Below are 22,805 nucleotides of genomic sequence, written 5' to 3' on the forward strand. Positions count from 1 at the left end.
TATGATCGCATTCGTTGATCCGGGGACGCCGAATGCAACCATTGCGAAAGGGCCGGTACCTGGCCCGCCTGGCCGAGACATCCGATGACCTGCGCGCGACGCAGCGCCTGCGCTGGCTGTGCTTTGTCGCGCGCAACGGCGCGGCCGACGACGGCGCGCAACTGGACGCCGACGCCCTGGACGCCGAGTGCCGCCACATGCTGGTCGAGGACGGGACGACCGGCCAGCTTGCCTGCTGCTTCCGGTTCCTGCCGCTGGACGGGGGCCGGGACATCGCCCGCAGCTATTCCGCCCAGTTCTACGACCTTTCCGCCCTGGAATCCTTCGACGCCCCCATGCTGGAAGTGGGGCGCTTCTGCGTCCATCCGTCCATGCGCGACCCCGACATCATCCGCACCGCCTGGGCCGCGCTGACCCGCCTGGTCGAGGAAAGCGGCGTCCAGATGCTGTTCGGCTGTTCCAGCTTCATCGGGACCGAGCCCGAGGCCCACGCCGACGCCTTTGCCGTCCTGCGTGCCCGTCACTTGGCCCCGGGCCGCTGGTGGCCCCGGATCAAGGCACCCAACGTCTTTCGTTTCGCCCGCGCGCTCCTGCCGGGGCAGCCCGATCCCCGGCGCGCGATGGCCGCCATGCCGCCCTTGCTGCGCAGCTACCTGGCGCTTGGCGGCTGGGTCAGCGATCACGCGGTCGTCGATCCCGCCTTGCGGACCATGCACGTCTTCACCGGGGTCGAGATCGGGGCCATTCCGGCCGCGCGACGCAGGCTGCTGCTGACAGCGGCATCCTGATCCTGCACCTGCCGTTCCGTTAGGCAGATTGCCCATTCCAAAGTCATACGCTCGATAGCTGCATGTCGCGCGGGCACCATATGACCCGCCGCCGATTGACCTTTCCGCCACGGGACCGCCCTTTCGGGGCATGTTCGACAGCCTCGCGACCCAACCATCCCTCCAGCGCAGCAAAGGTGCGGCGCATGTGGTCATGGGCCCGCGCGGCGTGATCGATCTGGCGCAGTCCGGCTCGGCCAAGGCGATGCTGCCCCGCATGACCTCCGGCCTGCCCGAGATCGTGTTCCTGAACACCTCCGGCGGGCTGGCCTCGGGCGACCGGCTGTCCCTTGCCCTCACCCTGCGCCCCGGAACGCGCGCCCTGGCGACGACGCAGACGGCCGAGCGGGCCTATCGCGCCGAAGGCGATGCGGCCCGGGCCGCCGTTCGCCTGCAGGTGGGCGAGAACAGCTGGCTTGACTGGCTGCCGCAGGAAACCATCCTGTTCGACGGCGCCCGGCTGGAGCGGGAGACCGCCGTGGACCTTGCCCCCGGCGCGGGCTGCCTGCTGCTGGAGATGATCGTGCTGGGCCGCCTGGCCATGGGCGAACGCCCCCGCCGCCTGCGCCTGCGCGACCGTCGCATCGTCCGGCAGGCGGGACGGATCGTTCATCATGACGCCATGGCGCTTGACGACGCGGCCCTGCCCCGGCTGGACGGCCCGGCGCTGCTGGACGGTGCCCGCTGCATGGCGACGCTGGCGATGATCGCCCCCCATGCGCCCGACCTGCTGTCCCGCACGCGCGCGGTTCTGGACGAACCCGGCGTGACCGGCGCCGCCAGCGCCCCGCCGGGGCGGCTGGTGGTGCGCCTGCTTGCAGGGAACAACTGGCCCTTGCGGCGGCAGGTCAACCGCTTGCTGGCCGCCCTGCGCCCCGATCCCCTTCCCCGTATCTGGCAGGTCTGACGATGAACCTTACCCCGCGAGAGCGCGAAAAGCTGCTGGTCTCGGTCGCCGCGATGGTGGCGCGCGGCCGCCTTCAGCGCGGCGTCAAGCTGAACCACCCCGAGGCCATTGCCCTGATCACCGACTTCGTGGTGGAAGGCGCGCGAGACGGCCGCAGCGTGGCCGACCTGATGGGGGCGGGCGCCCATGTGATCACGGCCAACCAGTGCATGGCCGGCGTGCCCGCCATGATCGAATCCGTCCAGGTCGAGGCCACCTTTCCCGACGGGACCAAGCTTGTGACCGTTCACCACCCCATCCGAGAGGCCGACGCATGATCCCCGGTGAAATCCTGCCCGCCCCCGGCGAGATCACCCTGAACGAAGGGCGCGATCCGGTCACCGTCATGGTCGCCAACACCGGCGACCGCCCGATCCAGGTCGGCAGCCACTACCACTTCGCCGAAACCAACCCGGCGCTGGACTTCGACCGCGCTGCCGCGCGCGGGATGCGCCTGTCGATCCCCGCCGGCACCGCCGTCCGCTTCGAGCCCGGCCAGTCGCGCGAGGTGCGCCTGATCCCCTTCGCGGGCGACCGGGTCGTGCAGGGTTTCCGCAAAGACGTCATGGGGGCGCTATGACCCGCCTGTCCCGCGCCGACTACGCGGCGCTTTACGGCCCCACCACCGGCGACCGCATCCGCCTGGCCGACACCGAACTGCTGATCGAGGTCGAGCGCGACCTGACCACCCCCGGAGAGGAGGTCAAGTTCGGCGGCGGCAAGGTCGTCCGCGACGGCATGGGCCAGTCGCAGGTCACGCGCGCGGGCGGCGCGATGGACACCGTCATCACCGGTGTCGTGGTCTTTGACCATCAGGGGATCACCAAGGCCGACGTGGGCCTGCGGGACGGCCGCATCGCGGGCATCGGCAAGGCGGGCAATCCCGACACGCAGCCGGGCGTCACGCTGATCATCGGTCCCGGCACCGAGATCATCGCGGGCGAGGGGCGCATCCTGACGCCCGGCGGCTTCGACTGCCACATCCACTACATCTGCCCGCAGCAGGTGGACCACGCGCTGCATTCCGGCGTCACGACCCTGCTGGGCGGCGGCACCGGGCCCGCGCACGGCACGCTGGCCACCACCTGCACCCCCGGCCCCTGGCACATCGCCCGGATGATGGAGGCCTGCGCGGACCTGCCCGTCAACATCGGCATCGCCGGCAAGGGCAACGCCTCCGTTCCCGCGCCGCTGGAGGAACAGATCCGCGCCGGCGCCTGCGCGCTGAAGCTGCACGAGGACTGGGGCACCACCCCCGCCGCCATCGACTGCTGCCTGTCCGTCGCCGACCGCATGGACGTGCAGGTGATGATCCACACCGACACGCTGAACGAATCCGGCTTCGTCGAGGACACCATGGCCGCCATCGCGGGCCGGACCATCCACGCCTATCACACCGAGGGCGCGGGCGGCGGGCACGCGCCCGACATCATCCGCATGGTCGGCATGGCGAACGTCCTGCCGTCGTCCACCAACCCGACGCGCCCCTATACCGGCAACACGATCGAGGAACACCTCGACATGCTGATGGTGTGCCACCACCTCGACCGCCGCGTCCCCGAGGACGTGGCCTTCGCCGAATCGCGCATCCGCCGCGAAACCATCGCGGCCGAGGATATCCTGCACGACCTGGGCGCGTTCTCCGTCATCTCCTCGGACAGCCAGGCCATGGGCCGGATCGGCGAGGTGATCATCCGCACCTGGCAGACCGCCGACAAGATGCGCCGCCAGCGCGGCCGGCTGAACGGCGAGACGGGCCAGAACGACAACCTGCGCGCCCGCCGCTACATCGCCAAATACACCATCAACCCGGCCATCGCGCATGGCGTGTCCGCGCATATCGGCTCCATCACGCCGGGCAAACGCGCCGACCTGGTGCTGTGGTCGCCCGCCTTCTTCGGCGTCAAGCCCGAGATGGTCCTGGTCGGCGGCCAGATCAGCGTGGCGCAGATGGGCGATCCGAACGGGTCCATTCCCGTGCAGCCGATGTTCAGCCGCCCGATGTGGGGACACACGGGCCGCGCCTCGGCGCTGTTCGTCAGCGGGGCGGGGCTGGAGAACGGCGCGGGCGACGGGTTGTCCAAGACCCTGATCGCGGTGGAAAACACCCGCGGCATCGGCAAGGCCGACATGGTCCTGAACGACGCCATGCCCCGGATCGAGGTCGATCCCGAAACCTATGAGGTCCGCGCCGACGGGGAACTCCTGACCTGCGAACCCGCCACGGAACTGCCGATGGCCCAACGCTATTTCCTGTTCTAAGGGACGCCCATGATCACCGCCGCCCGCATCATCCGCAACGCCCCCGCGCCCTTTGACGGTCAGATCGCGCTGGACTACGAAGGCCGCCTGCTGCGGCGGCGCAAGCTGGCGACGGGCACGGGCGAGTTCCTGGTGGACCTGCCCGAAGTCACGAGCCTGGAAGACGGCGATGCGTTCGAACTGTCCGACGGCCGCCGCATCGTCGTGCGCGCGAAACCCGAACCGGTGCTGATCGTCCGGGGCGACCTGGCGCGCCTCGCCTGGCACATCGGCAACCGCCACACCCCCTGCCGGATCGAGGCCGACCGCCTCCTCATCCGCCAGGATCACGTGCTGGAGGCCATGCTGCGCCACCTGGGCGCCGCCATCAGCCGCGACGACCTGCCCTTCCGCCCGGAAGGCGGCGCCTATGGCCATGGCCGCACCTTCGGCCACTCGCACGGCCCTTCCGACGATCACGCGCATGACCATTCCCACAGCCACGACCGCCACCACGCCTGAGGCCGCGCGCCTGCTGCTGGCGCAACTCCTGTCGCCCGCCTTCCCGGTGGGCGGCTTCGCGTGGTCGCAGGGGCTGGAATGGGCGATGGACGCGGGCATCGTCGCCCGCGCGACCCTGCCGCGATGGCTGGCCGACTGGCTGGACCACGGCGCTGGCTGGACCGATGCTGTCCTGGTCGCGCTGTCGCTGCGCTCCGCCGATCACGCTGCCCTGGACGATTTGACCCGCGCGGCCTGCCTGACCTTGCAGAGGCTTGCGGAAACCGTCGAACAAGGCACCGCCTTCGCTGCCAACATCGCCGCGCTGACCGGCCAGCCGCAGCCCGCCGCCACGCTGCCGGTCGCCTTCGGCCGCGCCTGCGCCGGGATGCCACTGCCGCATCCCGAACTCATAGCGGCCTTCCTGCAGGCGCAGGCCGCCGCGCTGATCTCGGCCGCCGTGCGCTTCCTGCCCCTCGGCCCTGTCGAAGGCCAGCGAATGCTGACCGCCCTGCAACCCGCGATCCTTTCCGCAGCCGCCCGTGCGGCCCTGGCGACCGAGGCCGACCTTGCCGGCGCCGCCTGGGGCGCCGACATTGCCGCCATGCGGCACGAAACCATGACAGTCAGGATATTCCGATCATGAGCAGCCACGGCCCCCTCCGCGTCGGCATCGGCGGTCCCGTCGGCGCGGGCAAGACCACGCTGACCGAACAGCTGGCCCGCGCCCTTGCCCCCCGCCTGTCCATGGCGGTCATCACCAACGACATCTACACCCGAGAGGACGCCGAGGCGCTGATGCGCGCCCAGGTCCTGCCGCAGGACCGCATCCGGGGCGTGGAAACCGGCGGCTGCCCCCATACCGCGATCCGCGAGGATGCCAGCATCAATCTGGCCGCCATCGCGGACCTGAACGCGGCCTTTCCCGACCTTGACCTGGTGCTGATCGAATCGGGCGGCGACAACCTGGCCGCGACCTTTTCGCCCGAACTTGCGGACCTGACCATCTATGTCATCGACACCGCCGCAGGCCAGGACATCCCCCGCAAGCGCGGGCCGGGGCTGGCGCGGTCGGACCTGCTGGTCGTGAACAAGACCGATCTGGCGCCCCATGTGGGGGTGGACGCGGCCCTGCTGGAAACCGATGCGCGAAAGGCGCGGGGTGCCCGCCCGGTGGTCATGGCGCAACTGCGCCACGGCAAGGGCGTGGACCAGATCGTCGAATTCCTGATCGACCAGGGCGGCTTGCAGCCCCGCGCGGCCTGAACCTGCCTGCCGCGCGGGCAGTCCGCTGCCTGACTGCCTGCACCTCGAACACTTGCCGCACCACCCATCCCAAACCTGCCCCCAACCTGTTCAGCCGGTCAAAAACCCGTCTTGCTGCACCTACGAGGGCCATGCGCCTTCAAGAAAACAACAGGGACACAGGGCCGAACGGCCGGGAAGGTGATGATGACGAAACTGTCCGCGATGCTGGCGCTGACCACCGCCATGGCATTGGCCACGGGCGCGATGGCGCAGGAAGGCGAACCCATCAAAATCGGCGTGCTGCATTCGCTGTCGGGCACCATGGCGATCTCGGAAACCACGCTGAAGGACACGGTCCTGATGATGGTGGAACAGCAGAACGCCAAGGGCGGGCTGCTGGGCCGCCCGCTGGAGGCCGTGGTCGTGGACCCCGCCTCGGACTGGCCGCTGTTCGCCGAAAAGGCGCGCGAGCTGCTGACCGTATCCGAGGTGGACGCGATCTTCGGCTGCTGGACCAGCGTCAGCCGCAAGTCCGTGCTGCCGGTGATCGAGGAGCTGAACGGCCTGCTGTTCTATCCCGTGCAGTACGAAGGCGAGGAGTCCTCGAAGAACGTGATCTACACCGGCGCCGCGCCGAACCAGCAGGCGATCCCGGCGGTGGACTACATGGCCGAGGAACTGGGCGTCGAGAAATGGGCGCTGCTGGGCACCGACTATGTCTATCCGCGCACCACGAACAACATCCTGGACGCCTATCTCAAGGGCAAGGGCGTGGCGGAAGGCGACATCTTCGTCAACTACACCCCCTTCGGCCATTCCGACTGGTCCAAGATCGTGGCCGACGTGGTGGCGCTTGGCGCGGACGGCAAGAAGGTCGGCGTCGTGTCCACCATCAACGGCGACGCGAATGTGGGCTTCTACAAGGAACTGGCGGCGGCGGGCGTGTCGGCCGACGACATCCCGGTCATGGCCTTTTCCGTGGGCGAGGAGGAACTGGCGGGCCTGGACACCGCCAACCTGGTCGGCCACCTGGCCGCCTGGAACTATTTCCAGACCGCCGAATCCGATGCCAACACCGCCTTCATCGAGGAATGGAAAAAGTTCATCGGCGATGAGGATCGCGTGACCAACGACCCGATGGAGGCCACCGTGATCGGCTTCAACGCCTGGGTCGCGGCCGTGGAAAAGGCCGGCACCACCGATGTCGATCCCGTCCTGGACGCCATCGTGGGCGTCGAAGTGCCAAACCTGACCGGCGGCACCGCCACGGTCCTGCCGAACCACCACCTCACCAAGCCCGTCCTGATCGGAGAAATCCGCGAGGACGGCCAGTTCGACATCGTCAGCCAGACCGAGCCCGTGCCGGGCGACGCCTGGACCGACTTCCTGCCCGAATCGGCCAAGCTGGACGCCGACTGGCCTGGCAAGGACTGCGGCATGTTCAACACCGAGACGAACAGCTGCGTGCAGGTCCAGTCGAACTACTAAGCCTTCCGGGGGCGGCATGAACCGCCCCCTTTTTCCCAGGAACACGCCCATGATCCGCCCGCTCATCGCCCTTCTTGTGGCCCTGTGCCTTGCCGCGCCCGTGGCGGCGAACCCCGCGCTTGAAGCGGTGATCGCCGATAATCTGGAGGGGATCGAGAAGCCGTCCCGCCGCACGGTGGAACCGCTGGTGTCCCGCATCGCCGCCACCGGCCCCGAGGGTCTGGAGCTGCTGTCGGCCTGGGCCAACCGCGCGCTTGGGGTGACGGAGGACGGGCGGCTGCTGATCGTGGAGGGCGGCACGGCCACCGATGCCGTGACCGGCCAGCCTGTGCCCGGCGCCGATCCGAAGATGCTGCGCCCCAATTCCGGCGTGCGCGGCGTCATCGAATCCGCCTTGGTCGCGGGCGAGATCGCCAGCCCCGACCCGGCCCGCCGCGCCGCTGCCTTGGCGAGTATCGCCCGCGACGGCACCGCCGAGCATCTGGAGGCCCTGCGCACCGCCGCGCCCGAACAGGAACCCGCCTTAGCGGCGCAGCGAATGCGTGTCACCAACCTTCTGGCGATCCGCTTCGACCCTGATCCCGCCGCCCGCGTCGCGGCCATCGAGGGGATGGCAGGGGACGTGGGCCTCGATTTCCGCGCCGCGTTGAACCCGCTGCTGGCGACGACACGCATTGCGGCCCCTGCCGAACCCCAGGCCAACATCGCCCGCGAACTGACGGTCGGTGACGACGACTTTCCGCGCGAGGCCGCCATCGCCCTGCTGACGACGCAAGGCACGCTGCAACCCCGCCTGACTCCCGCCGACCAGCGCAATGCCCTGGCCGCGAACATCGTGGACGGCGCCGTCGGCGGCATCCCCGTGGCGGATCTCTCGGACCAGGCCGCCCGCGACCGCGCCTATGAGGCATTGGAAGCCGCAGGCACCGTCTCCCCCGCCGCGACCGAGGCCGAGGCCGACGCCGCCATCAAAGCCCACCGCTTCTTCGAAACCTATGCCGAGCCGAACAGCGACGTGACCGACGCCGCCCGCGCCGCGCAGACCCGCGCGCAGGTGCGGCTGGCGGCGATGACCGGCATCGACTTGGGGCTGGACGCGCTGTCGCTCGCCTCGATCTATTTCCTGGCGGCGATCGGGCTTGCCATCACCTTCGGCGTGATGCGCGTCATCAACATGGCGCATGGCGAGTTCATCATGATGGGCGCCTATACCGGCTACGCGGTCCAGACCATGATCGCCAACCGCACCCTGTCACTGGCCGTGGCCTTGCCGCTGGCCTTCGCCGTGACCTTCGGCGCGGGGGTGTTGCTGTATCGGCTTGTCATCCGGCACTTGGCGAACCGTCCGCTGGAAACGCTGCTGGCGACCTTCGGCGTGTCTATCGCTCTGCAGCAGCTTGCCAAGAACATTTTCGGCACGCAGGCCCGCCCCCTGACCGCACCCGCCTGGCTGGAAGGCGCGATCACGGTCAACGACGTGATCTCGATCAGTTCGATCCGGGTGGCGATCTTCGTGCTGGCCCTGCTGTTCCTGGGATTGTTCCTGTTCATCATGAAGCGCACCCGGCTGGGGCTGGAGGTCCGCGCCGTGACGCAGAACCCCGGCATGGCGGCGAGCATGGGCATCAACCCCGACCGCATCGCCATGATGACCTTTGGCTTGGGGTCCGGCATCGCGGGCATCGCGGGCGTGGCGATCGGGCTTTTCGCGCAGGTCACGTCGGAACTGGGCCAGCAATACATCGTGCAAAGCTTCATGACGGTGGTCGTGGGCGGCGTCGGCACCATCTGGGGCACGCTGGCGGGCGCGGGCCTGATCGGCGGGCTGTCCAAGGTGATCGAGTTCATGAACCCCGCCAACACGCTCGCCGCGCAGACCTTCATGATCCTGTTCATCATCATCTTCATCCAGTTCCGCCCGCGCGGCATCATCCCGCAGCGCGGCCGCGCGGCAGAGGCGTAAGCATGACCCGGCAACCCTTCATCCTGCGCAATCCCTCGATCCTGGTCGTGCTGGCGCTGCTGGCGGTCTTTACCGTCACCGTCACGGCTCTGAGCCAAGCCTATGGCAGCGGCACCGTCCCGACCTCGACCGTAAAGGTTCTGGGCAAGACGCTGTGCCTGGCGCTTGCGGCGGTCGCCATGGATCTGGTCTGGGGATACCTGGGGATCCTGTCGCTGGGGCAGATGGCCTTCTTCGCCCTTGGCGGCTATCTGATCGGGCAATGGCTGATGTATGCGCGCACCGAAGGCATCGTCGCGGCATCGCTCGCCCAGAACCCGATCCCGCCGACCCCTGCCGAGTTGCAGGAAGGCGTCGCCAACCAGATCTTCGGCGTCGTGGGATCGTCGGACCTGCCGCTGGCCTGGTCCTTCGCCCATTCCCTGCCGCTGCAACTGCTTCTGGTGCTGGCGGTGCCCGGCCTCTTGGCCCTGGCCTTCGGCTGGCTGGCCTTCCGCAGCCGCGTGAACGGCGTCTACCTGTCGATCCTGACGCAGGCGATGACGCTGGCGCTGGCCTTGTGGCTGTTCCAGAACGACAGCGGCTTTCGCGGCAACAACGGGCTGTCGGGCTTGCAGAACATCCCCGGCCTGGAAGCCGTCGATCAGGCCACCCTGTCGGTCTGGTTCTTCTGGGCCTCGGCCTTGGCCCTGGCGCTGGCCTATGTGCTGGCGGCCTGGGTCGTCAGCGGCAAGTTCGGCAGCGTGGTCCGCGCCATCCGCGACGACGAGACGCGCGTGCGCTTCCTCGGCTACCCGGTCGAGGGGTTCAAGCTGGTGGTCTTCACCCTGGCCGCGATGATCACCGCCATTGCCGGCGCGCTGTATTATCCGCAGGCGGGGATCATCAACCCGGCGGAACTGATGCCCATCGCCTCGATCTACCTGGCCGTCTGGGTCGCCATCGGCGGGCGCGGCAGGCTCTATGGCGCGATCATCGGCGCGGTCGTCGTCTCGCTGCTGTCAAGCTGGTTCACCGGGGGACGCGCGCCGTCGATCCACCTGCCGGGCTATACCGTGAACTGGGTGGACTGGTGGCAGGTGGCGCTTGGGATCAGCTTTGTGCTGGTCACGCTGTTCGCGCCCAAGGGGATCGCGGGCATCTTCGACCGCCTAAGCGGCATCCTGCCCCCGCAGCGGCATGGCCGCGACCTTGGCCCCGACCAGGGCGCCTTGCAGGAACAGGAGGCCAAGGCATGAGCGCGCTTCTGGAGGTGGACAGCATCTCGGTCAGCTTCGACGGGTTCAAGGCGATCAACAACCTGTCCTTCAACATCGGCGAGGCCGAATTGCGCGCCGTGATCGGCCCGAACGGCGCGGGCAAGACGACCTTCATGGACATCGTCACCGGCAAGACCCGCCCCGACAGCGGCGACGTGAAATGGGGCACGCCGCCGAAATCGCTGCTGCGGATGAACGAGGCGCAGATCGCGCGCGAGGGCGTGGGCCGCAAGTTCCAGCGCCCCACCGTGTTCGAGGACCAGACGGTGGCCGAGAACCTGACCATGGCGCTGAAGGCGGGCCGAAATCCCTTTGCCGTGCTGGGTTGGCGTCCCTCGCGCGCCTCTGCTGATCGCGTCGCGGACCTCGCCTCCGAGGTCGGCCTCGCGGCCCAGGTCGCGCGCAAGGCGGGCGAGCTGTCGCACGGCCAGAAGCAATGGCTTGAGATCGGGATGCTGCTGGCGCAGGAACCCCGCCTGCTGCTGGTCGACGAACCGGCGGCGGGGATGACGCTGGCGGAACGCGAACAGACGACCGCGCTGCTGGTGCGGCTGGCGCGGACGCGGGCAGTGGTGGTGGTCGAACACGACATGGATTTCGTGCGCCGCCTGAATTGCAAGGTCACCGTGCTGCACCAAGGGTCCGTCTTGGCCGAGGGCTCGCTGGACCACGTGACCCGCAATCCCGACGTGATCGAAGTCTATCTGGGGCGCTGAGATGCTGGAAGCCACCAACCTGACCCTGCACTACGGCGGCAGCCAGATCCTGCACGGGATCGACATCAATGCCCGCCCCGGATCGGTCACCTGCGTGATGGGCAACAACGGCGTGGGCAAGACATCCCTGATGAACCTGCTGGCCGGGCGGCATCCGCGTTCCGGCGGGACCATCCGCTTCGACGGCAAGGACCTGGGCCGGATCACGGCGCAGGGGATGGCCCGAATGGGCGTGGGCTATGTCCCGCAGGGCCGGGCGATCTTTCCCATGCTGACCGTGCGCGAGAACATGGAGACGGGCTTTGCCTGCCTGCCCCGCGCCGAGCGCCGCATCCCCGACGCGATCTTCGACAGCTTCCCCGTCCTGGCCGAGATGGCGCACCGGCGGGGCGGCGACCTGTCAGGCGGCCAGCAGCAGCAGTTGGCCATCGCCCGCGCGCTGATCACGAAACCGCGCGTCCTGCTGCTGGACGAGCCGACCGAGGGCATCCAGCCCAACATCATCGCACAGATCGGACGCGTCATCGCCGCCCTGCGCGACCGGGGCGACATGGCCATCGTGCTGGTGGAACAATTCTTCGACTTCGCCTGGGATCTGGGCGACGATTTCCTGGTTCTGGAACGGGGCCGCGCGGTCATGCAAGGTCCCAAGGCCAGCCTGCGGCGCGCGGATCTGCACGCCCGGCTGGCCGGTCACGCGGCGGCGTGATCAGGCAGCCACGCGCCGCATCCGCAGCAGGTCGACCGCCAGGAAGAAGGCCAGGCTGACCCCCAGAACCGGCAGCGACCAGCCGAGGCCCGCCGCAAGGGCGGCCCACAGGACGCGCTGGCCCGGCGAAAGCCGCCGCCAGCTTTGCCACAGCGGCTCGCCCGCGACCGGACGGCGCGCCCACCACATGCGATAGCCATAGACGATCATCATCATCAGCCCCCCGGCGACCAGGGCCATCAGGACCTGGTTGGGCCAGCCGAACAGCACGCCCATATGCGCGTCGACGCCCCAGCGGATCAGCTTGGGGATCAGCGTGAAATCGGCGAAATCGGCGCGGCTGGTGATCTCCATCGTGTCGGGATGGATCGCCAGGGTATCGACCTGCGTGGGCAGGCTGCGGTCGTATTCGCGGACCACCCAGGCCTTGCCGGGCTTCGGCAGACGGATCTCGATCTTGGGCGAATCGAGGCCACCTGCCCGTGCGGCCGCGGCCACCGCATCAAGCTGGTCCAGCCGGTTCTCGCGCATCGCGGGATCGGAATGGCCGCAGTGTTCGGTATGTTCGGCGTGTTCGGCATGATCCGACACGGGCACCGCAGGCCCGGCAAGCTCGGCACTAGCCGAGGGCGTGACCCAGCCAAGCTGGCCGCGCAGGGCGTCGATGCGCGCCCCGCCCGCCTGCGACCACGTGAGGCCGGTGATCGACACGAACAACAGCGCCAGCGCCAGAACCAGGCCGATGGTCGAATGCAGCCAGCGGCGGCGTTGCGACGCGGGCATGTCGGCCACGGCCCGGCGGCGCCGCGGGCCGGTCGCCCACAGGGCGACGCCGCCAAGAACCGCGACCCACAGCCAGCTTGCGGCCAATTCGCTGTAATAGCGCCCAAGGCTGCCCATCAACATGCTGCGATGCAGGTAATCCAGCGCGATGCGGAAGGGCAGGATGCCGCTTGTGCCATAGGTGGTCAGATCGCCCCGGATTTCCAGCGTGACGGGATCGACGAACAGCGTCCGGTTTTCCGATTCGCCCAGCGATGGGTCCGAGAACATGATCCGCGTCGTGCCCCCCGGCGCAGTGGGCGGACGGACGGCGGACACCGCAAGACCGGCATCGAGCGCCTTTTGCGCGGCAAGGGCCTGGTCGGTCAGGCTGTGCGCGGGGCCGGTGCTGCCGGTGTAGAGGGCATCCTTGTAAAGCCAGTCCTCGATCTGCGGGGTGAGGACATAAAGCAGCCCGGTCAGGGCCGCGACGAAGATGAAGGGGCCGACGAACAGCCCGATGTAGAAATGCATCCGCAGCAGGAACGGACGCAGCGAGGAATGGGCGGCAACTGCGGCCCGTGTGGAATCGGTGATATGTGACATTGGCTCGACCTGAGGGACAAGGGCATGTGCCACCCGGCGGGCGGCACGGCTTTGATTCAGATCAGGCGGGGCGGTCCGCGCTTCGGAATGGCGGGATCGCGCGCATGGCCCGCCGCGCGGCGGATCTGCGGCAGCACGAGGCAGGCCAGGATGCGCTGATCGGCGTCCCGCAGGGATGGCGTGAAGGGCGGCAGGCCGGGCGGCGCGGCAAGGGTGCACAGCGGGCAGTGCCCGTCCTTGTGGCTTGTCCCGTGATCACCGCACAGATCGTCCGGCGAACTGCCGGCCAGAAGCCAGGATTCCAGCCGCAGGTCCATCTCGGACGGGACGGGACGCGCGCCGAGGCCCGCCGCGAGAACGGCGATCAGCAGGGCGGCAAGGGCCAGCCGGGCAAGGCCAGGGAACGGAAGGCTGCGCATGGGAAAGCGTTGCCAGAACCCGGGGGCGGCCCGCAAGCCTTAAGTTGCCGCAGCACCTACCGCTTGCGTTCCCAGCGGCCGCCTTCCTCGGACCAGTATTCCGCCGCGATCCCCGCGCCGGTCAGCACCCGCCATTGGTCGCGCGCCCGCGCCGTGGCCGCTCCGTCGCCGCCGTCGAAGATGATGCAGGTGCGGGTCAGGGACTCGCATTCGGGCGCGGCCACCTCGGCCCCGTCAAGGGCCATCAGGCAGGCGGGTCTATTGGCCGCCGCCTGTCCGGCCAGTGTCAGCAGGACCGGCTGGCGGGCGTCATGCGGCCCGCCTGCCAGACCGTGCGGCAGGAAGCCGTCGCCCCCCCACAGGTGCAGGTCCAGCCGCTCCATCCGCGCCGGATCGGTGCCGCGCAGTTCCACATGCCAGCCCGCCGCCAGCGACTTGCCGATCAGTTGCGGCAAGAGGCTTTCGGCGGGCGAGCGGGTCAGGTGATAGAACAGCGCGTTGCCCATCGGGCCCTACTTCGCCTCGTAGCGATCGCGGATCAGGCGGTCCAGCGTCATCACCCCCCAGCCGGTCGCGCCCTTGGGGGCAAGGTCGGTCGCGCCGGGCGGCAGGGCCACGCCCGCGATGTCGATATGCGCCCAAGGGGTGCCCTTGCGGATGAAGCGCTGCAGGAACTGCGCCGCCGTGATGGACCCCGCCGCGCGACCGCCGGTGTTCTTCATGTCGGCCAGGCGCGACTTGATCAGGCTGTCATAGGGCTGGCCCAAGGGCAGCCGCCAGGCCCCCTCGCCTTCCGCACGGGCGGCGGCCAGCAGGTTGTCGGCAAGCGCGTCGTCGTTGGCGAAGACGCCCGCGTTGTCATGGCCCAAGGCGATGATCACCGCCCCGGTCAGCGTCGCCAGGTCGATCACGGCCGAGGGGTTGAAGCGGTCCTGCGCGTACCACAGCACGTCGGCCAGGACCAGGCGGCCCTCGGCGTCGGTGTTGATGACCTCGATCGTGTCGCCCTTCATGGATTTCACGATGTCGCCGGGACGCTGGGCCTTGCCGTCGGGCATGTTTTCCACCAGCCCGACCAGACCCACGACATTGGCGCGCGCCCGGCGCAGCGCCAGCGTGCGCATCACGCCCGCCACCACGCCCGCGCCGCCCATGTCCATGGTCATCTCCTCCATGCCCGCCGCGGGCTTGATGGATATGCCGCCGGTGTCGAAGACCACGCCCTTGCCGACCAGGGCTAGGGGCGCCTCGTCCCCGCCGCCGTTCCAGCGCATCACCACGACCTTGGAGGGGCTTTCCGAGCCCTGCCCCACACCCAGCAGCGCGCGCATCCCCAGTTCGGCAAGCTGGTCCTCCTCCAGCACCTCGACGGTCAGGCCGATCTCCTCCATCGCCTTCAGGCGGTCGGCAAAGTCGGTGGTGGTCAGGACGTTGGCCGGTTCGTTGACCAGGTCGCGGGTGAAGAACACGCCCTCGGCCACGGCGGCGGCGTCCTGGGCGGTCTTGGCCAGCGCCTCGGGGTCCTTGACCATGAAGGTCACGCGGGCCTTTTCCGATACCGGCTCGTCCGCGGCCTCGGGCCTGCTGTCGGCCTGGGCGTCGGCCAGGATGGCGGTGTCCGCCTCGTGCGTGACGCTTTGCGGGATCGGGTCGGCGCCCGCTTCCTCGCCGCCCTCGGCGGGCTTGGTCTGGTAGACCGAGAAGTCGTAGCCCCGCAGCGCGATGCCCAGCGCGACCTCGTTCGCCCGCTTGTGCCCGCCCGCCAGGACCAGCGTGTGGGTCTTGCCCAGCTTGGCGCCGATGGCGGCACCGGCCTTGCGCGCGTCCGCCACGCCGGCGTCCGACGGCAGCGCCACCAGCGTCAGCGCATCGGCGGCCATGCCCGCCGGAAAGGCCAGCTCCAGCGCCGCGCCGGGCTTCAACCCCTTGCCCGCCTTCGAATCCATCGCCCGCTGCGCCGCGTCCCTGGCCGCGCGCGGCAGCCCCGAGGGCAGCTTGCCCCCCGGCTGGACGATCAGCGCCACCCGCCCCTCGTGGCTGGCCAGCCGGTCGGCGGCGATTTCGGCAAAGGTGATCTCGACAGGGTGGGTCATGGCGTCCTCATCATTCTGCGCAAGAAAGCCTAGACCCGCCGCGCACCCTTTTCCAGAGCCGCCCTTGCCGCTAAGCAAGACGTGACCGCCGCCCCAAGGACCGCCCCCAAGGACCGCCTCCAGCCACATGCCCCGGATCGACCGCTATATCCTCAGCCAGTTGCTGACCCTGTTCGGGTTCTTCGCCCTGGTGCTGGTGTCGGTCTACTGGATCAACCGGGCCGTCAGCCTGTTCGACGATCTTCTCAGCGACGGGCAGACCGCGCTGGTGGTGCTGGAGTTCACCGCACTGACGCTGCCCCTGGTGATCTCGGTCGTGCTGCCGGTCGCGGCCTTCGCGGCGACCGCCTATGGGGCGAACCGCATGTCGGGCGAATCCGAACTGGTGGCGATGCAGGCGGCGGGGCTGTCGCCTTGGCGGCTGGCGCGTCCGGTGCTGGTGTTCGGCGTCTTCGTGGGGCTGATGGTCGCCGTTCTGGTCCACGGGCTTGTGCCGATGGCGCGCGCCCGGCTGGCCGACCGGCAGGCGGAACTGGCCCAGGACGTAACCGAGCAGTTCTTGCGCCCCGGCACCTTCCAGTATCCGACCGACGGCATCACCCTGTTCATCCGCGACATCGCCACCGACGGACGCCTTCTGGACCTGTTCATCGAGGATGCGCGCGACCCCGCCAACCAGGTCATCTACACCTCCGAGGAGGCGCTGGTGGTCCGCGCGGAAACCGGGCCCGTCCTGATCCTGCTGCGCGGCATGTCCCAGACCCTCCGCCGCGCAGGAGAGCGGCAGTCCCTTGCCGTCACCCGCTTTGACGAATTCAGCTATGACGTGGGGGCGATGTTCACCGGCGGCGGGCAGAAGGGCCGCGACCTGCGCGACTATGGCACCCTGCGGCTTCTGGACCCCGACCCCGACCTGCTGGCCGCCACCGGCGGCACGGCGGCCGCCGACGCCCGGCGCGAGGCGCACGAGCGGATCGCCCAGCCCCTACTGTCGCCCATCGCCGCCATGATCGGCTTTGCGACGCTCCTGATCGGCGGCTATTCGCGCTTCGGCGTCTGGCGGCAGGTGTTGTGGGCGATCCTGGGGCTGATCGTCGTGCAGTTCCTGACCAATGCCGCCGCCAACCAGGCAGGGCGCGACCCGTCGCTGTGGCCCGTCCTTTACGTGCCCGCCCTGGTCGGCGCGGCGATGTGCGTCGCGCTTTTGTGGCTGGCGGCCAGGCCGCGGCGGCTGAAGCACGGGGCAGGACAGGGGAGGGCTGCGGCATGATCCTGGCCCGCTATGTGTCTCGCCGGTTCCTGCGGTCCTTCGTGACCATCGCGGGCGTGTTCCTGCTGATCCTGCTGCTGATCGACATGATCGAGATGATCCGCCGCTTTTCCGACCGCGAGATCGGGCTGGCGGGCGCCCTGGGGCTGGCGGCGCTGAACGTCGCGTCAAGCTTCTATTCCATCCTGCCGCTGTTGACCGTGCTGGCGGGGATCGCGCTGTTTCTCAACCTGGCCCGCACCTCGGAAATGGTGGCGATCCGCGCGTCGGGCCGGTCGGCGCTGAAGGTCGTGACCGCGCCGGCCGTCACGGCGGTCCTGGTCGGCGCGCTAACGGTGGCGTTCCTGAATCCTTTGGTCGCCGTCACCGGCGCCCGCTTCGACGAGGCCGTGGCAAGCATCGAGCGCGCCAGCCGCCAGACCGTGTCCGTCGGCGACAGCGCCGTCTGGCTGCGTCAGGCCGTGGTGGAAGGGACCGAGGAGGCGGGCCAGATCGTCATCCGCGCCCGCCGGGCCAGCCCGGACGCGACCACGCTTTACGGCGCGACCTTCATGGTCTTCGACCAGGCCCGCGGCCCCGTCCGCCGGGTCGAGGCGCGCGAGGCCCGGCTGGTTCCCGGCAAGTGGGACCTGACCGATGTGCGCGACTATCCCCTGACCGAGCCGAACCCCGAGGCCGCCGCGACCGCCGCCGCGCGGATGGAGCTTGCCTCGGACCTGACCGCGCAGCGCATCCGCGAGGGGTTCGGCCGTCCCGAGGCCGTGCCCGTCTGGCAGTTGCCGGGCTTCATCGCGGGCCTGGAACGCGCCGGCTTCTCGGCCGCGCGCCACAAGGTCTGGCTGCAGATGGAACTGGCGCGGCCCTTCCTGATGGCGGCGATGGTGCTGATCGCGGCGGCCTTCACCATGCAGCACGTCCGGGGCCGGAACACCGGCGGCGCCGTGCTTCTGGCCTTCGGGGCCGGGATCGGGCTGTTCTTTCTGCGCAACCTGGCGCAGGTTCTGGGCGACAACGGACAGGTGCCGCCCCTGCTTGCCGGGTGGACGCCGCCGCTGGTGGGCGGGCTGCTGGCCGTGGCGCTGATCCTGGCGCGGGAGGATGGATGACGGGCTTCATGCGGAAGGGCTTGGCGCTGGGGTTGGCGCTGTTGCCGTCGATGGCGCTTGCCCAGACCATCCTGTCCGAGGATCCGGGCCTTGGCGCGGGCAGCCTGGGCAGTTCGGGCACCTTCACCTGGAGCGACGAGGCCGCCCTGGCCCCGACGGCGAACCGGCTTGAAGACCGCATCCTGGGCGACCGCACGCCCGAGGCCGGCGCACTGGAGGCAACGGCCCCCGACACCGACATCACCCTGCCGAACCGCCCGTCCGAGGCGCCCCAGGACGACGCGGCGACCGTTCTGGCCGACAGCATGGTGCTGCAGGACGACCAGACGCTGATCGCCGCGGGCGGCGTCGTCGTCTGGTACCAGGGCGCCCGGCTGGTGGCCTCGCGCCTGGTGGTGAACGGCGCCTCGGGCGACCTGACCATCGAGGGCCCGATCCACCTGTCGCGTCCCGGCGCCGCCGACCCCGAGGCCGAGGCCGTCCTGATCGCCGAGTCGGGCCAACTTGACCGCGAGTTGCAGGACGGCATCGTGCGGGGCGCCCGCCTTGTCCTTGCGCGCGAACTGCAACTGGCTGCGACCGAGCTGACGCGCACCGGCAACGGCCGGATGACCAACCTGCGCCATGTGGTCGCGTCCTCGTGCCAGATCTGCGCCAGCGATCCCACCCCCTTGTGGGAAATCCGCGCGCGCACCATCACCCATGACGCGGAAACCCGGCTGATCACCTTCGACCGACCGCAGTTTCGCGCCATGGGCATTCCGCTGGCGGCCGTGCCCTTCAGCCTGACCGCGCCCGACCCCACCGTCGAACGCCGCACCGGCTTCCTGCAGCCCGAGTTCCGGACGACCTCCAGCCTGGGCTTTGGCATCAAGCTGCCTTATTTCATCACCATGGGCGATCATGCGGATGTGACCGTCACGCCCTATGTCTCGGCCAGCCGGACACGAACCCTGGGCCTGCGCTATCGGCAGGCATGGTCGAACGCCGTGACCGAATGGAACGGCGCCATCACCCGCGACGACATCGAGCCGGGCGAAACGCGCGGCTACCTGTTCGGCAACGCGCTTGTCGATCTGCCGCGCGGCTATCGCCTGGGCGTGCAGGTCCAGGCCGCCTCGGACCGGGGCTATCTGCTGGACTACGACATCACCGATGCCGACCGGCTGTGGAGCGGGTTCACCCTGGAACGCATCACCCGCGACAAGCTGTTCTTCGGGCGCGTCGGCAACTACCACTCGTTGCGCGACGACGAGAACAACAGCACCTCGCCCGCCCAGGTCGCCGACGTGATCTGGCAGCGCAGCTTCACGCCCCGCTATGTCGGCGGACAGGCATTGCTGGAATGGTCGGTCCACGCCCATCGCCGCCCCTCGGACGAGGACCGGATCGGCCGCGACATGGCCCGCGCTTCGGTCGGGGTGGACTGGCGGCGCAGCGAAATCCTTCCCGGCGGCGTGGTGGGCGCGGCCCTGGCCGGGTTCGACGCCGACATCTACCGCATTGCCCAGGACAGCCGCTACGACGACGTCGTGGCCCGCGCCGACCCGATGATCGGGGCCGAGCTTCGCTGGCCGCTGGTCGGCGGCAGCGACGGCGCGACCCACATGGTCGAGCCGGTGGCGCAGATCCTGTATTCCCCCGAGGGAGGCGATGACGACATCCCGAACGAGGACAGCCGCCTGATCGAGTTCGATGAGGGCAACCTGTTTTCCGAAAGCCGCTTCCCTGGCTGGGACGCGCGCGAAGGGGGGTTGCGCGCCAACCTGGGCGTGACCTGGACGCGGATCGATCCTACCGGCTGGTCGCTGGCGCTGACCGGGGGGCGCGTCCTGCGCGCCGATCCCGATCCCGACTTTCCCGCAGGTTCGGCGCTGTCGGGCACCAGTTCGGACTGGCTGGTTTCGGCGCAATACGACAGCGGCACGGGGCTTGCCATCGCCAACCGGGCGCTGTTCGACGACGGCCTGGACATGTCGCGCAACGAATTGCGGCTGGGTTGGCTGCGCGACGACCTGCAGCTTTCGGCGGGCCACCTGTGGCTGGACGGCGACGACCAGAACACCGCCGAGCTTCCCGACATCAGCGAACTTGTCGCCAATGTCGGCTGGCAGATTCGCGACGGCTGGTGGGGCAGCGCCGAAACGCGTTATGACTTCGTGGCCGATCAGGCGCAGCGCGCCTCGCTGGACCTGACCTATCGCAACGAATGCCTGACAGTGGAAATGGGCGTGTCGCGCCGCTTCACCAGTTCGGACAGCGTGAACCCGGAAACCAGCGTCGGGCTGTCGGTCCGCCTTGGCGGCTTCGGGATGCAGGAAGACTTGCCGGGCACGGTGGCGCGCCGGTCCTGCATGCGCTAATCTGCGGCCCAACAAACGCACACAAAGGGGCAGCAGATGCGGCATTTCCTTTCCGGCCTCGCCTTGGCGGCAGCCCTGGCAGCAGGGCCCGCGCCGATCCTGGCGCAGAACCTGTTCGAGCCGGTGATCTACATCAACAATGCCGCCATCACCCGCTACGAGGTGCAGCAGCGCCAGCGCTTCATGCAGATCGTGGGCGCGCCCGCCACCACCGAGGCCGAGGCGCAGCAGGCGCTGATCGACGACCGCCTGCGCGCCCATGCCGCCCGGCAGCTTGGCATCGTTCCCACCGACGAGGGGCTGCAGAACGGGCTTGAGGAATTCGCGGGCCGCGCGGGCCTGTCCGCGGCCGAATTCACCGCCGCCCTGGAAGGCGCGGGCGTCGAACCCCAGGCCTTTCGCGATTTCGTCAGCGCGGGCCTTGTCTGGCGTTCCGTCATCCGCGAACGCGTGGTCCCCCGGATCGAGGTTTCGGACGCCGAGGTGGACCAGGAACTGCGCCGCCAGGTCGAAACCCCGATCCTGTCGCGCGTGCTGATCGCCGAACTGATCATCCCCGCCCCGCCGGGGCAGGAACAGCAGGCCCTGAACCTTGCCCGCCAGATCGCGGGCTCGAACCCCAGCTCGGACCAGTTCGAGGCCGCGGCACGCCAGTATTCCGCCGCCGAATCGGCGCAGGCGGGCGGGCGGTTGGCCTGGGTGAACATCGACAACCTGCCGCCGGGCCTGCGCCAAGTGATCGGCGGGCTGCAACCCGGCCAGACCACGCAGCCCCTGACCGTGGAAGGCGCGGTCGTGCTGTTCCACCTGCGCGACAGCCAGGGGACGCTGCGCCCCGGCGCGACGGAACAGGTGATCGACTACGCGACGCTGCGCCTTGCGACAGTGGCCGAGGCCGCGACGCTGGCCGCCCGGACGCGCAGCTGCGACGATCTGTACGTGCAGGCCGGACCGCAGGCGGCCGCCCAGGTCCAGCGCCAGACCGTTTCCCAGGGTGCCATTCCGGCCCTTGTCGCGCAGCGCCTGGCCACCATGGACCGGGACGAGGCCGGCGTGGTCGACTATGGCAACGGCGCGGACCTGGTGATGCTCTGCTCCCGCCAGCCTGCGCTTGTGGCCGACATGGCCGACGACGTGGCCACCACCGCCCTGCCCGACGACGGGGTCGAGGCCGCGGTGCCCGACACGGATGCCCTGCCCACCCGCGACGCCGTGCGCGACGAGATCTTCAACCGCAAGGCCAATGCCGCAGCCGAGGCCTATCTAGCCGAACTGCGCGCCGAAGCCATCATCCGCCGCCCGTGACCGGGGCCATGAAACCGGGGCGCATCATCCTGACCTGCGGCGAGCCTGCGGGTGTCGGCCCGGAACTGGCCCCCCAGGCGCTGGGCTCGGGCGTGGACTTCGCCTGGATGGGCGATCCGCGCCACCTGCCCGCGGGAACCGCCTTTACCGAGATCCTGTCGCCGGACGATCCGGTGCCTGCGGGACGCCTTCCCGTGCTGCGGCACGACTTCGCGGCCCCCGCCCTGCCGGGCCATCCCGACCCCGCCAATGCGGCGGGCGTCATCGCCGTGATCGCCCGCGCGGTGGATCTGGTGATGGGCGGTCAGGCGGCGGGCATCTGCACCCTGCCCATCAGCAAGCAGGCCCTGAAGGAAGGCGCGGGCTTCGCCTTTCCCGGCCACACCGAATATCTGGCGCATCTGGCAGGGGACGTTCCGGTGGCGATGATGCTGGCCTCGACCACCGTCACCCCGGCCTGTCGCGTGGTCCCCGCGACCATCCACATCCCGCTGGAGGACGTGCCCGCCGCCCTGACCGACGATGTGCTGGAACAGGCGATCCGCATCACCCATGCTGCGATGATCCGCGATTTCGGCATCGTCGCGCCACGGCTGGCCGTCGCGGGCCTGAACCCCCATGCGGGCGAGGGCGGGACCATGGGCCGCCAGGAAACCGCCCGCATCGCCCCCCTGCTGGACCGCCTGCGGGCCAAAGGCTTCGACCTGTTCGGCCCCCTGCCCGCCGACACGATGTTCCATGCCCCCGCCCGCACCCGATACGACGCGGCGATCTGCGCCTATCACGACCAGGCGCTGATCCCGATCAAGACGCTGGATTTCGACGGCGGCGTGAACGTGACGCTTGGCCTGCCGTTCATCCGCACCTCGCCCGATCACGGCACGGCCTTCGACATCGCGGGCAAGGGGCTTGCCAGCCCGTCCTCGACGGTCGCGGCCCTGCGCATGGCCCGCGACATGGCGGCGGCGCGCGGCGCATGATGC

The 22,805-nt window shown here is 69.5% G+C and carries 22 protein-coding genes; 18 read left to right on the forward strand and 4 right to left on the reverse strand.

Translation table 11 applies throughout. From position 1 onward, the window contains the following. Positions 1–32 precede the first annotated feature (32 nt). From J0F76_RS06565 to urtE, 13 genes are all read left to right on the forward strand, one after another. The gene (locus J0F76_RS06565) at positions 33–788 is read left to right on the forward strand and encodes a GNAT family N-acetyltransferase (RefSeq protein ID WP_207467041.1); all 756 of its coding nucleotides are present in this window, start codon (positions 33–35) and stop codon (positions 786–788) included. Between the two features lie 130 nt (positions 789–918). Next, a complete protein-coding gene (locus tag J0F76_RS06570) occupies positions 919–1,734 on the forward strand; it encodes an urease accessory protein UreD (protein WP_207467044.1) in 816 nt (271 codons plus the stop codon). Between the two features lie 2 nt (positions 1,735–1,736). Next, a complete protein-coding gene (locus J0F76_RS06575) occupies positions 1,737–2,051 on the forward strand; it encodes an urease subunit gamma (RefSeq protein WP_207467046.1) in 315 nt (104 codons plus the stop codon). After that, entirely contained in the window at positions 2,048–2,353 is a 306-nt protein-coding gene (locus J0F76_RS06580) for an urease subunit beta (RefSeq protein WP_207467053.1), read from the forward strand. The genes J0F76_RS06575 and J0F76_RS06580 overlap by 4 nt, the downstream gene beginning before the upstream one ends. Continuing rightward, on the forward strand, positions 2,350–4,035 hold the full coding sequence (gene ureC / locus J0F76_RS06585; RefSeq protein WP_207467055.1) for an urease subunit alpha: 1,686 nt from the start codon (positions 2,350–2,352) through the stop codon (positions 4,033–4,035). The genes J0F76_RS06580 and ureC overlap by 4 nt, the downstream gene beginning before the upstream one ends. A 9-nt stretch (positions 4,036–4,044) precedes the next feature. Further along, complete coding sequence (locus tag J0F76_RS06590; protein WP_207467057.1) at positions 4,045–4,536, forward strand: urease accessory protein UreE; 492 nt, start codon at positions 4,045–4,047, stop codon at positions 4,534–4,536. Next, positions 4,499–5,161, forward strand: a complete 663-nt coding sequence (locus tag J0F76_RS06595; RefSeq protein ID WP_207467059.1) for an urease accessory protein UreF — start codon at positions 4,499–4,501, stop codon at positions 5,159–5,161. The genes J0F76_RS06590 and J0F76_RS06595 overlap by 38 nt, the downstream gene beginning before the upstream one ends. Beyond that, on the forward strand, positions 5,158–5,781 hold the full coding sequence (gene ureG, locus J0F76_RS06600; protein ID WP_207467061.1) for an urease accessory protein UreG: 624 nt from the start codon (positions 5,158–5,160) through the stop codon (positions 5,779–5,781). The genes J0F76_RS06595 and ureG overlap by 4 nt, the downstream gene beginning before the upstream one ends. 186 nt (positions 5,782–5,967) lie before the next feature. Further along, positions 5,968–7,251, forward strand: a complete 1,284-nt coding sequence (gene urtA, locus J0F76_RS06605; RefSeq protein ID WP_377707023.1) for an urea ABC transporter substrate-binding protein — start codon at positions 5,968–5,970, stop codon at positions 7,249–7,251. Positions 7,252–7,300: 49 nt separating this feature from the next. After that, on the forward strand, positions 7,301–9,214 hold the full coding sequence (urtB, locus tag J0F76_RS06610; RefSeq protein ID WP_242690036.1) for an urea ABC transporter permease subunit UrtB: 1,914 nt from the start codon (positions 7,301–7,303) through the stop codon (positions 9,212–9,214). A gap of 2 nt (positions 9,215–9,216) precedes the next feature. After that, positions 9,217–10,452 (forward strand): urea ABC transporter permease subunit UrtC, encoded by a 1,236-nt coding sequence (urtC, locus tag J0F76_RS06615; protein WP_207467065.1) that lies wholly within the window; start codon positions 9,217–9,219, stop codon positions 10,450–10,452. Continuing rightward, positions 10,449–11,189: an urea ABC transporter ATP-binding protein UrtD gene (gene urtD, locus J0F76_RS06620; RefSeq protein ID WP_207467067.1), complete on the forward strand. Its 741-nt coding sequence runs from the start codon at positions 10,449–10,451 to the stop codon at positions 11,187–11,189. Before urtC ends, urtD begins: the two co-directional genes overlap by 4 nt. A 1-nt stretch (position 11,190) precedes the next feature. Further along, on the forward strand, positions 11,191–11,898 hold the full coding sequence (gene urtE, locus J0F76_RS06625) for an urea ABC transporter ATP-binding subunit UrtE (protein ID WP_207467069.1): 708 nt from the start codon (positions 11,191–11,193) through the stop codon (positions 11,896–11,898). Here the strand turns inward: urtE and J0F76_RS06630 are convergent, their stop codons facing one another. Genes J0F76_RS06630 through J0F76_RS06645 form a run of 4 tightly spaced genes read right to left on the reverse strand, consistent with a single transcriptional unit; the run spans position 11,899 to position 15,778 of the window. Next, positions 11,899–13,266, reverse strand: a complete 1,368-nt coding sequence (locus J0F76_RS06630) for a PepSY-associated TM helix domain-containing protein (RefSeq protein ID WP_207467071.1) — start codon at positions 13,264–13,266, stop codon at positions 11,899–11,901. Between the two features lie 56 nt (positions 13,267–13,322). After that, positions 13,323–13,685 carry a hypothetical protein gene (locus J0F76_RS06635; RefSeq protein WP_207467073.1) on the reverse strand — a complete coding sequence of 121 codons (363 nt, stop codon included), beginning with the start codon at positions 13,683–13,685 and terminating at the stop codon, positions 13,323–13,325. A gap of 56 nt (positions 13,686–13,741) precedes the next feature. Beyond that, positions 13,742–14,191, reverse strand: coding sequence for a DNA polymerase III subunit chi (locus tag J0F76_RS06640; protein ID WP_207467075.1), 450 nt, complete (start codon positions 14,189–14,191; stop codon positions 13,742–13,744). A 6-nt stretch (positions 14,192–14,197) separates the two neighbouring features. Next, positions 14,198–15,778 (reverse strand): leucyl aminopeptidase, encoded by a 1,581-nt coding sequence (locus J0F76_RS06645; protein ID WP_207467077.1) that lies wholly within the window; start codon positions 15,776–15,778, stop codon positions 14,198–14,200. Positions 15,779–15,905: 127 nt separating this feature from the next. On the opposite strand from J0F76_RS06645, the gene lptF reads away from it, so the two are divergent. Genes lptF through pdxA form a run of 5 tightly spaced genes read left to right on the forward strand, consistent with a single transcriptional unit; the run spans position 15,906 to position 22,802 of the window. Beyond that, a complete protein-coding gene (gene lptF, locus J0F76_RS06650; protein ID WP_207467079.1) occupies positions 15,906–17,048 on the forward strand; it encodes an LPS export ABC transporter permease LptF in 1,143 nt (380 codons plus the stop codon). Then, positions 17,045–18,154: an LPS export ABC transporter permease LptG gene (gene lptG, locus J0F76_RS06655; RefSeq protein WP_207467081.1), complete on the forward strand. Its 1,110-nt coding sequence runs from the start codon at positions 17,045–17,047 to the stop codon at positions 18,152–18,154. The genes lptF and lptG overlap by 4 nt, the downstream gene beginning before the upstream one ends. Continuing rightward, on the forward strand, positions 18,151–20,517 hold the full coding sequence (locus J0F76_RS06660) for an LPS-assembly protein LptD (RefSeq protein ID WP_242690037.1): 2,367 nt from the start codon (positions 18,151–18,153) through the stop codon (positions 20,515–20,517). Before lptG ends, J0F76_RS06660 begins: the two co-directional genes overlap by 4 nt. 36 nt (positions 20,518–20,553) lie before the next feature. Then, positions 20,554–21,822, forward strand: coding sequence for a peptidylprolyl isomerase (locus J0F76_RS06665; protein WP_207467083.1), 1,269 nt, complete (start codon positions 20,554–20,556; stop codon positions 21,820–21,822). 8 nt (positions 21,823–21,830) lie between these two features. Then, positions 21,831–22,802 carry a 4-hydroxythreonine-4-phosphate dehydrogenase PdxA gene (gene pdxA, locus J0F76_RS06670; protein WP_207467085.1) on the forward strand — a complete coding sequence of 324 codons (972 nt, stop codon included), beginning with the start codon at positions 21,831–21,833 and terminating at the stop codon, positions 22,800–22,802. Positions 22,803–22,805: the final 3 nt, after the last annotated feature.

The sequence above is a fragment of the Paracoccus fontiphilus genome (assembly GCF_017356265.1).
In the GTDB taxonomy this organism is placed as follows: domain Bacteria; phylum Pseudomonadota; class Alphaproteobacteria; order Rhodobacterales; family Rhodobacteraceae; genus Paracoccus; species Paracoccus fontiphilus.

What these genes read in the sequence shown, in the direction of transcription:
- urtB (WP_242690036.1), top strand. Translation starts at nt 7,301, where the DNA reads ATGATCCGCCCGCTCATCGCCCTTCTTGTGGCCCTGTGCCTTGCCGCG.
- urtC (WP_207467065.1), top strand. Translation starts at nt 9,217, where the DNA reads ATGACCCGGCAACCCTTCATCCTGCGCAATCCCTCGATCCTGGTCGTG.
- J0F76_RS06580 (WP_207467053.1), top strand. Translation starts at nt 2,048, where the DNA reads ATGATCCCCGGTGAAATCCTGCCCGCCCCCGGCGAGATCACCCTGAAC.
- urtA (WP_377707023.1), top strand. Translation starts at nt 5,968, where the DNA reads ATGACGAAACTGTCCGCGATGCTGGCGCTGACCACCGCCATGGCATTG.
- J0F76_RS06575 (WP_207467046.1), top strand. Translation starts at nt 1,737, where the DNA reads ATGAACCTTACCCCGCGAGAGCGCGAAAAGCTGCTGGTCTCGGTCGCC.
- urtE (WP_207467069.1), top strand. Translation starts at nt 11,191, where the DNA reads ATGCTGGAAGCCACCAACCTGACCCTGCACTACGGCGGCAGCCAGATC.
- J0F76_RS06660 (WP_242690037.1), top strand. Translation starts at nt 18,151, where the DNA reads ATGACGGGCTTCATGCGGAAGGGCTTGGCGCTGGGGTTGGCGCTGTTG.
- J0F76_RS06565 (WP_207467041.1), top strand. Translation starts at nt 33, where the DNA reads ATGCAACCATTGCGAAAGGGCCGGTACCTGGCCCGCCTGGCCGAGACA.
- lptF (WP_207467079.1), top strand. Translation starts at nt 15,906, where the DNA reads ATGCCCCGGATCGACCGCTATATCCTCAGCCAGTTGCTGACCCTGTTC.
- J0F76_RS06570 (WP_207467044.1), top strand. Translation starts at nt 919, where the DNA reads ATGTTCGACAGCCTCGCGACCCAACCATCCCTCCAGCGCAGCAAAGGT.
- J0F76_RS06665 (WP_207467083.1), top strand. Translation starts at nt 20,554, where the DNA reads ATGCGGCATTTCCTTTCCGGCCTCGCCTTGGCGGCAGCCCTGGCAGCA.
- J0F76_RS06630 (WP_207467071.1), bottom strand. Translation starts at nt 13,266, where the DNA reads ATGTCACATATCACCGATTCCACACGGGCCGCAGTTGCCGCCCATTCC.
- ureC (WP_207467055.1), top strand. Translation starts at nt 2,350, where the DNA reads ATGACCCGCCTGTCCCGCGCCGACTACGCGGCGCTTTACGGCCCCACC.
- J0F76_RS06635 (WP_207467073.1), bottom strand. Translation starts at nt 13,685, where the DNA reads ATGCGCAGCCTTCCGTTCCCTGGCCTTGCCCGGCTGGCCCTTGCCGCC.
- J0F76_RS06645 (WP_207467077.1), bottom strand. Translation starts at nt 15,778, where the DNA reads ATGACCCACCCTGTCGAGATCACCTTTGCCGAAATCGCCGCCGACCGG.
- ureG (WP_207467061.1), top strand. Translation starts at nt 5,158, where the DNA reads ATGAGCAGCCACGGCCCCCTCCGCGTCGGCATCGGCGGTCCCGTCGGC.
- J0F76_RS06640 (WP_207467075.1), bottom strand. Translation starts at nt 14,191, where the DNA reads ATGGGCAACGCGCTGTTCTATCACCTGACCCGCTCGCCCGCCGAAAGC.
- pdxA (WP_207467085.1), top strand. Translation starts at nt 21,831, where the DNA reads ATGAAACCGGGGCGCATCATCCTGACCTGCGGCGAGCCTGCGGGTGTC.
- lptG (WP_207467081.1), top strand. Translation starts at nt 17,045, where the DNA reads ATGATCCTGGCCCGCTATGTGTCTCGCCGGTTCCTGCGGTCCTTCGTG.
- urtD (WP_207467067.1), top strand. Translation starts at nt 10,449, where the DNA reads ATGAGCGCGCTTCTGGAGGTGGACAGCATCTCGGTCAGCTTCGACGGG.
- J0F76_RS06590 (WP_207467057.1), top strand. Translation starts at nt 4,045, where the DNA reads ATGATCACCGCCGCCCGCATCATCCGCAACGCCCCCGCGCCCTTTGAC.
- J0F76_RS06595 (WP_207467059.1), top strand. Translation starts at nt 4,499, where the DNA reads ATGACCATTCCCACAGCCACGACCGCCACCACGCCTGAGGCCGCGCGC.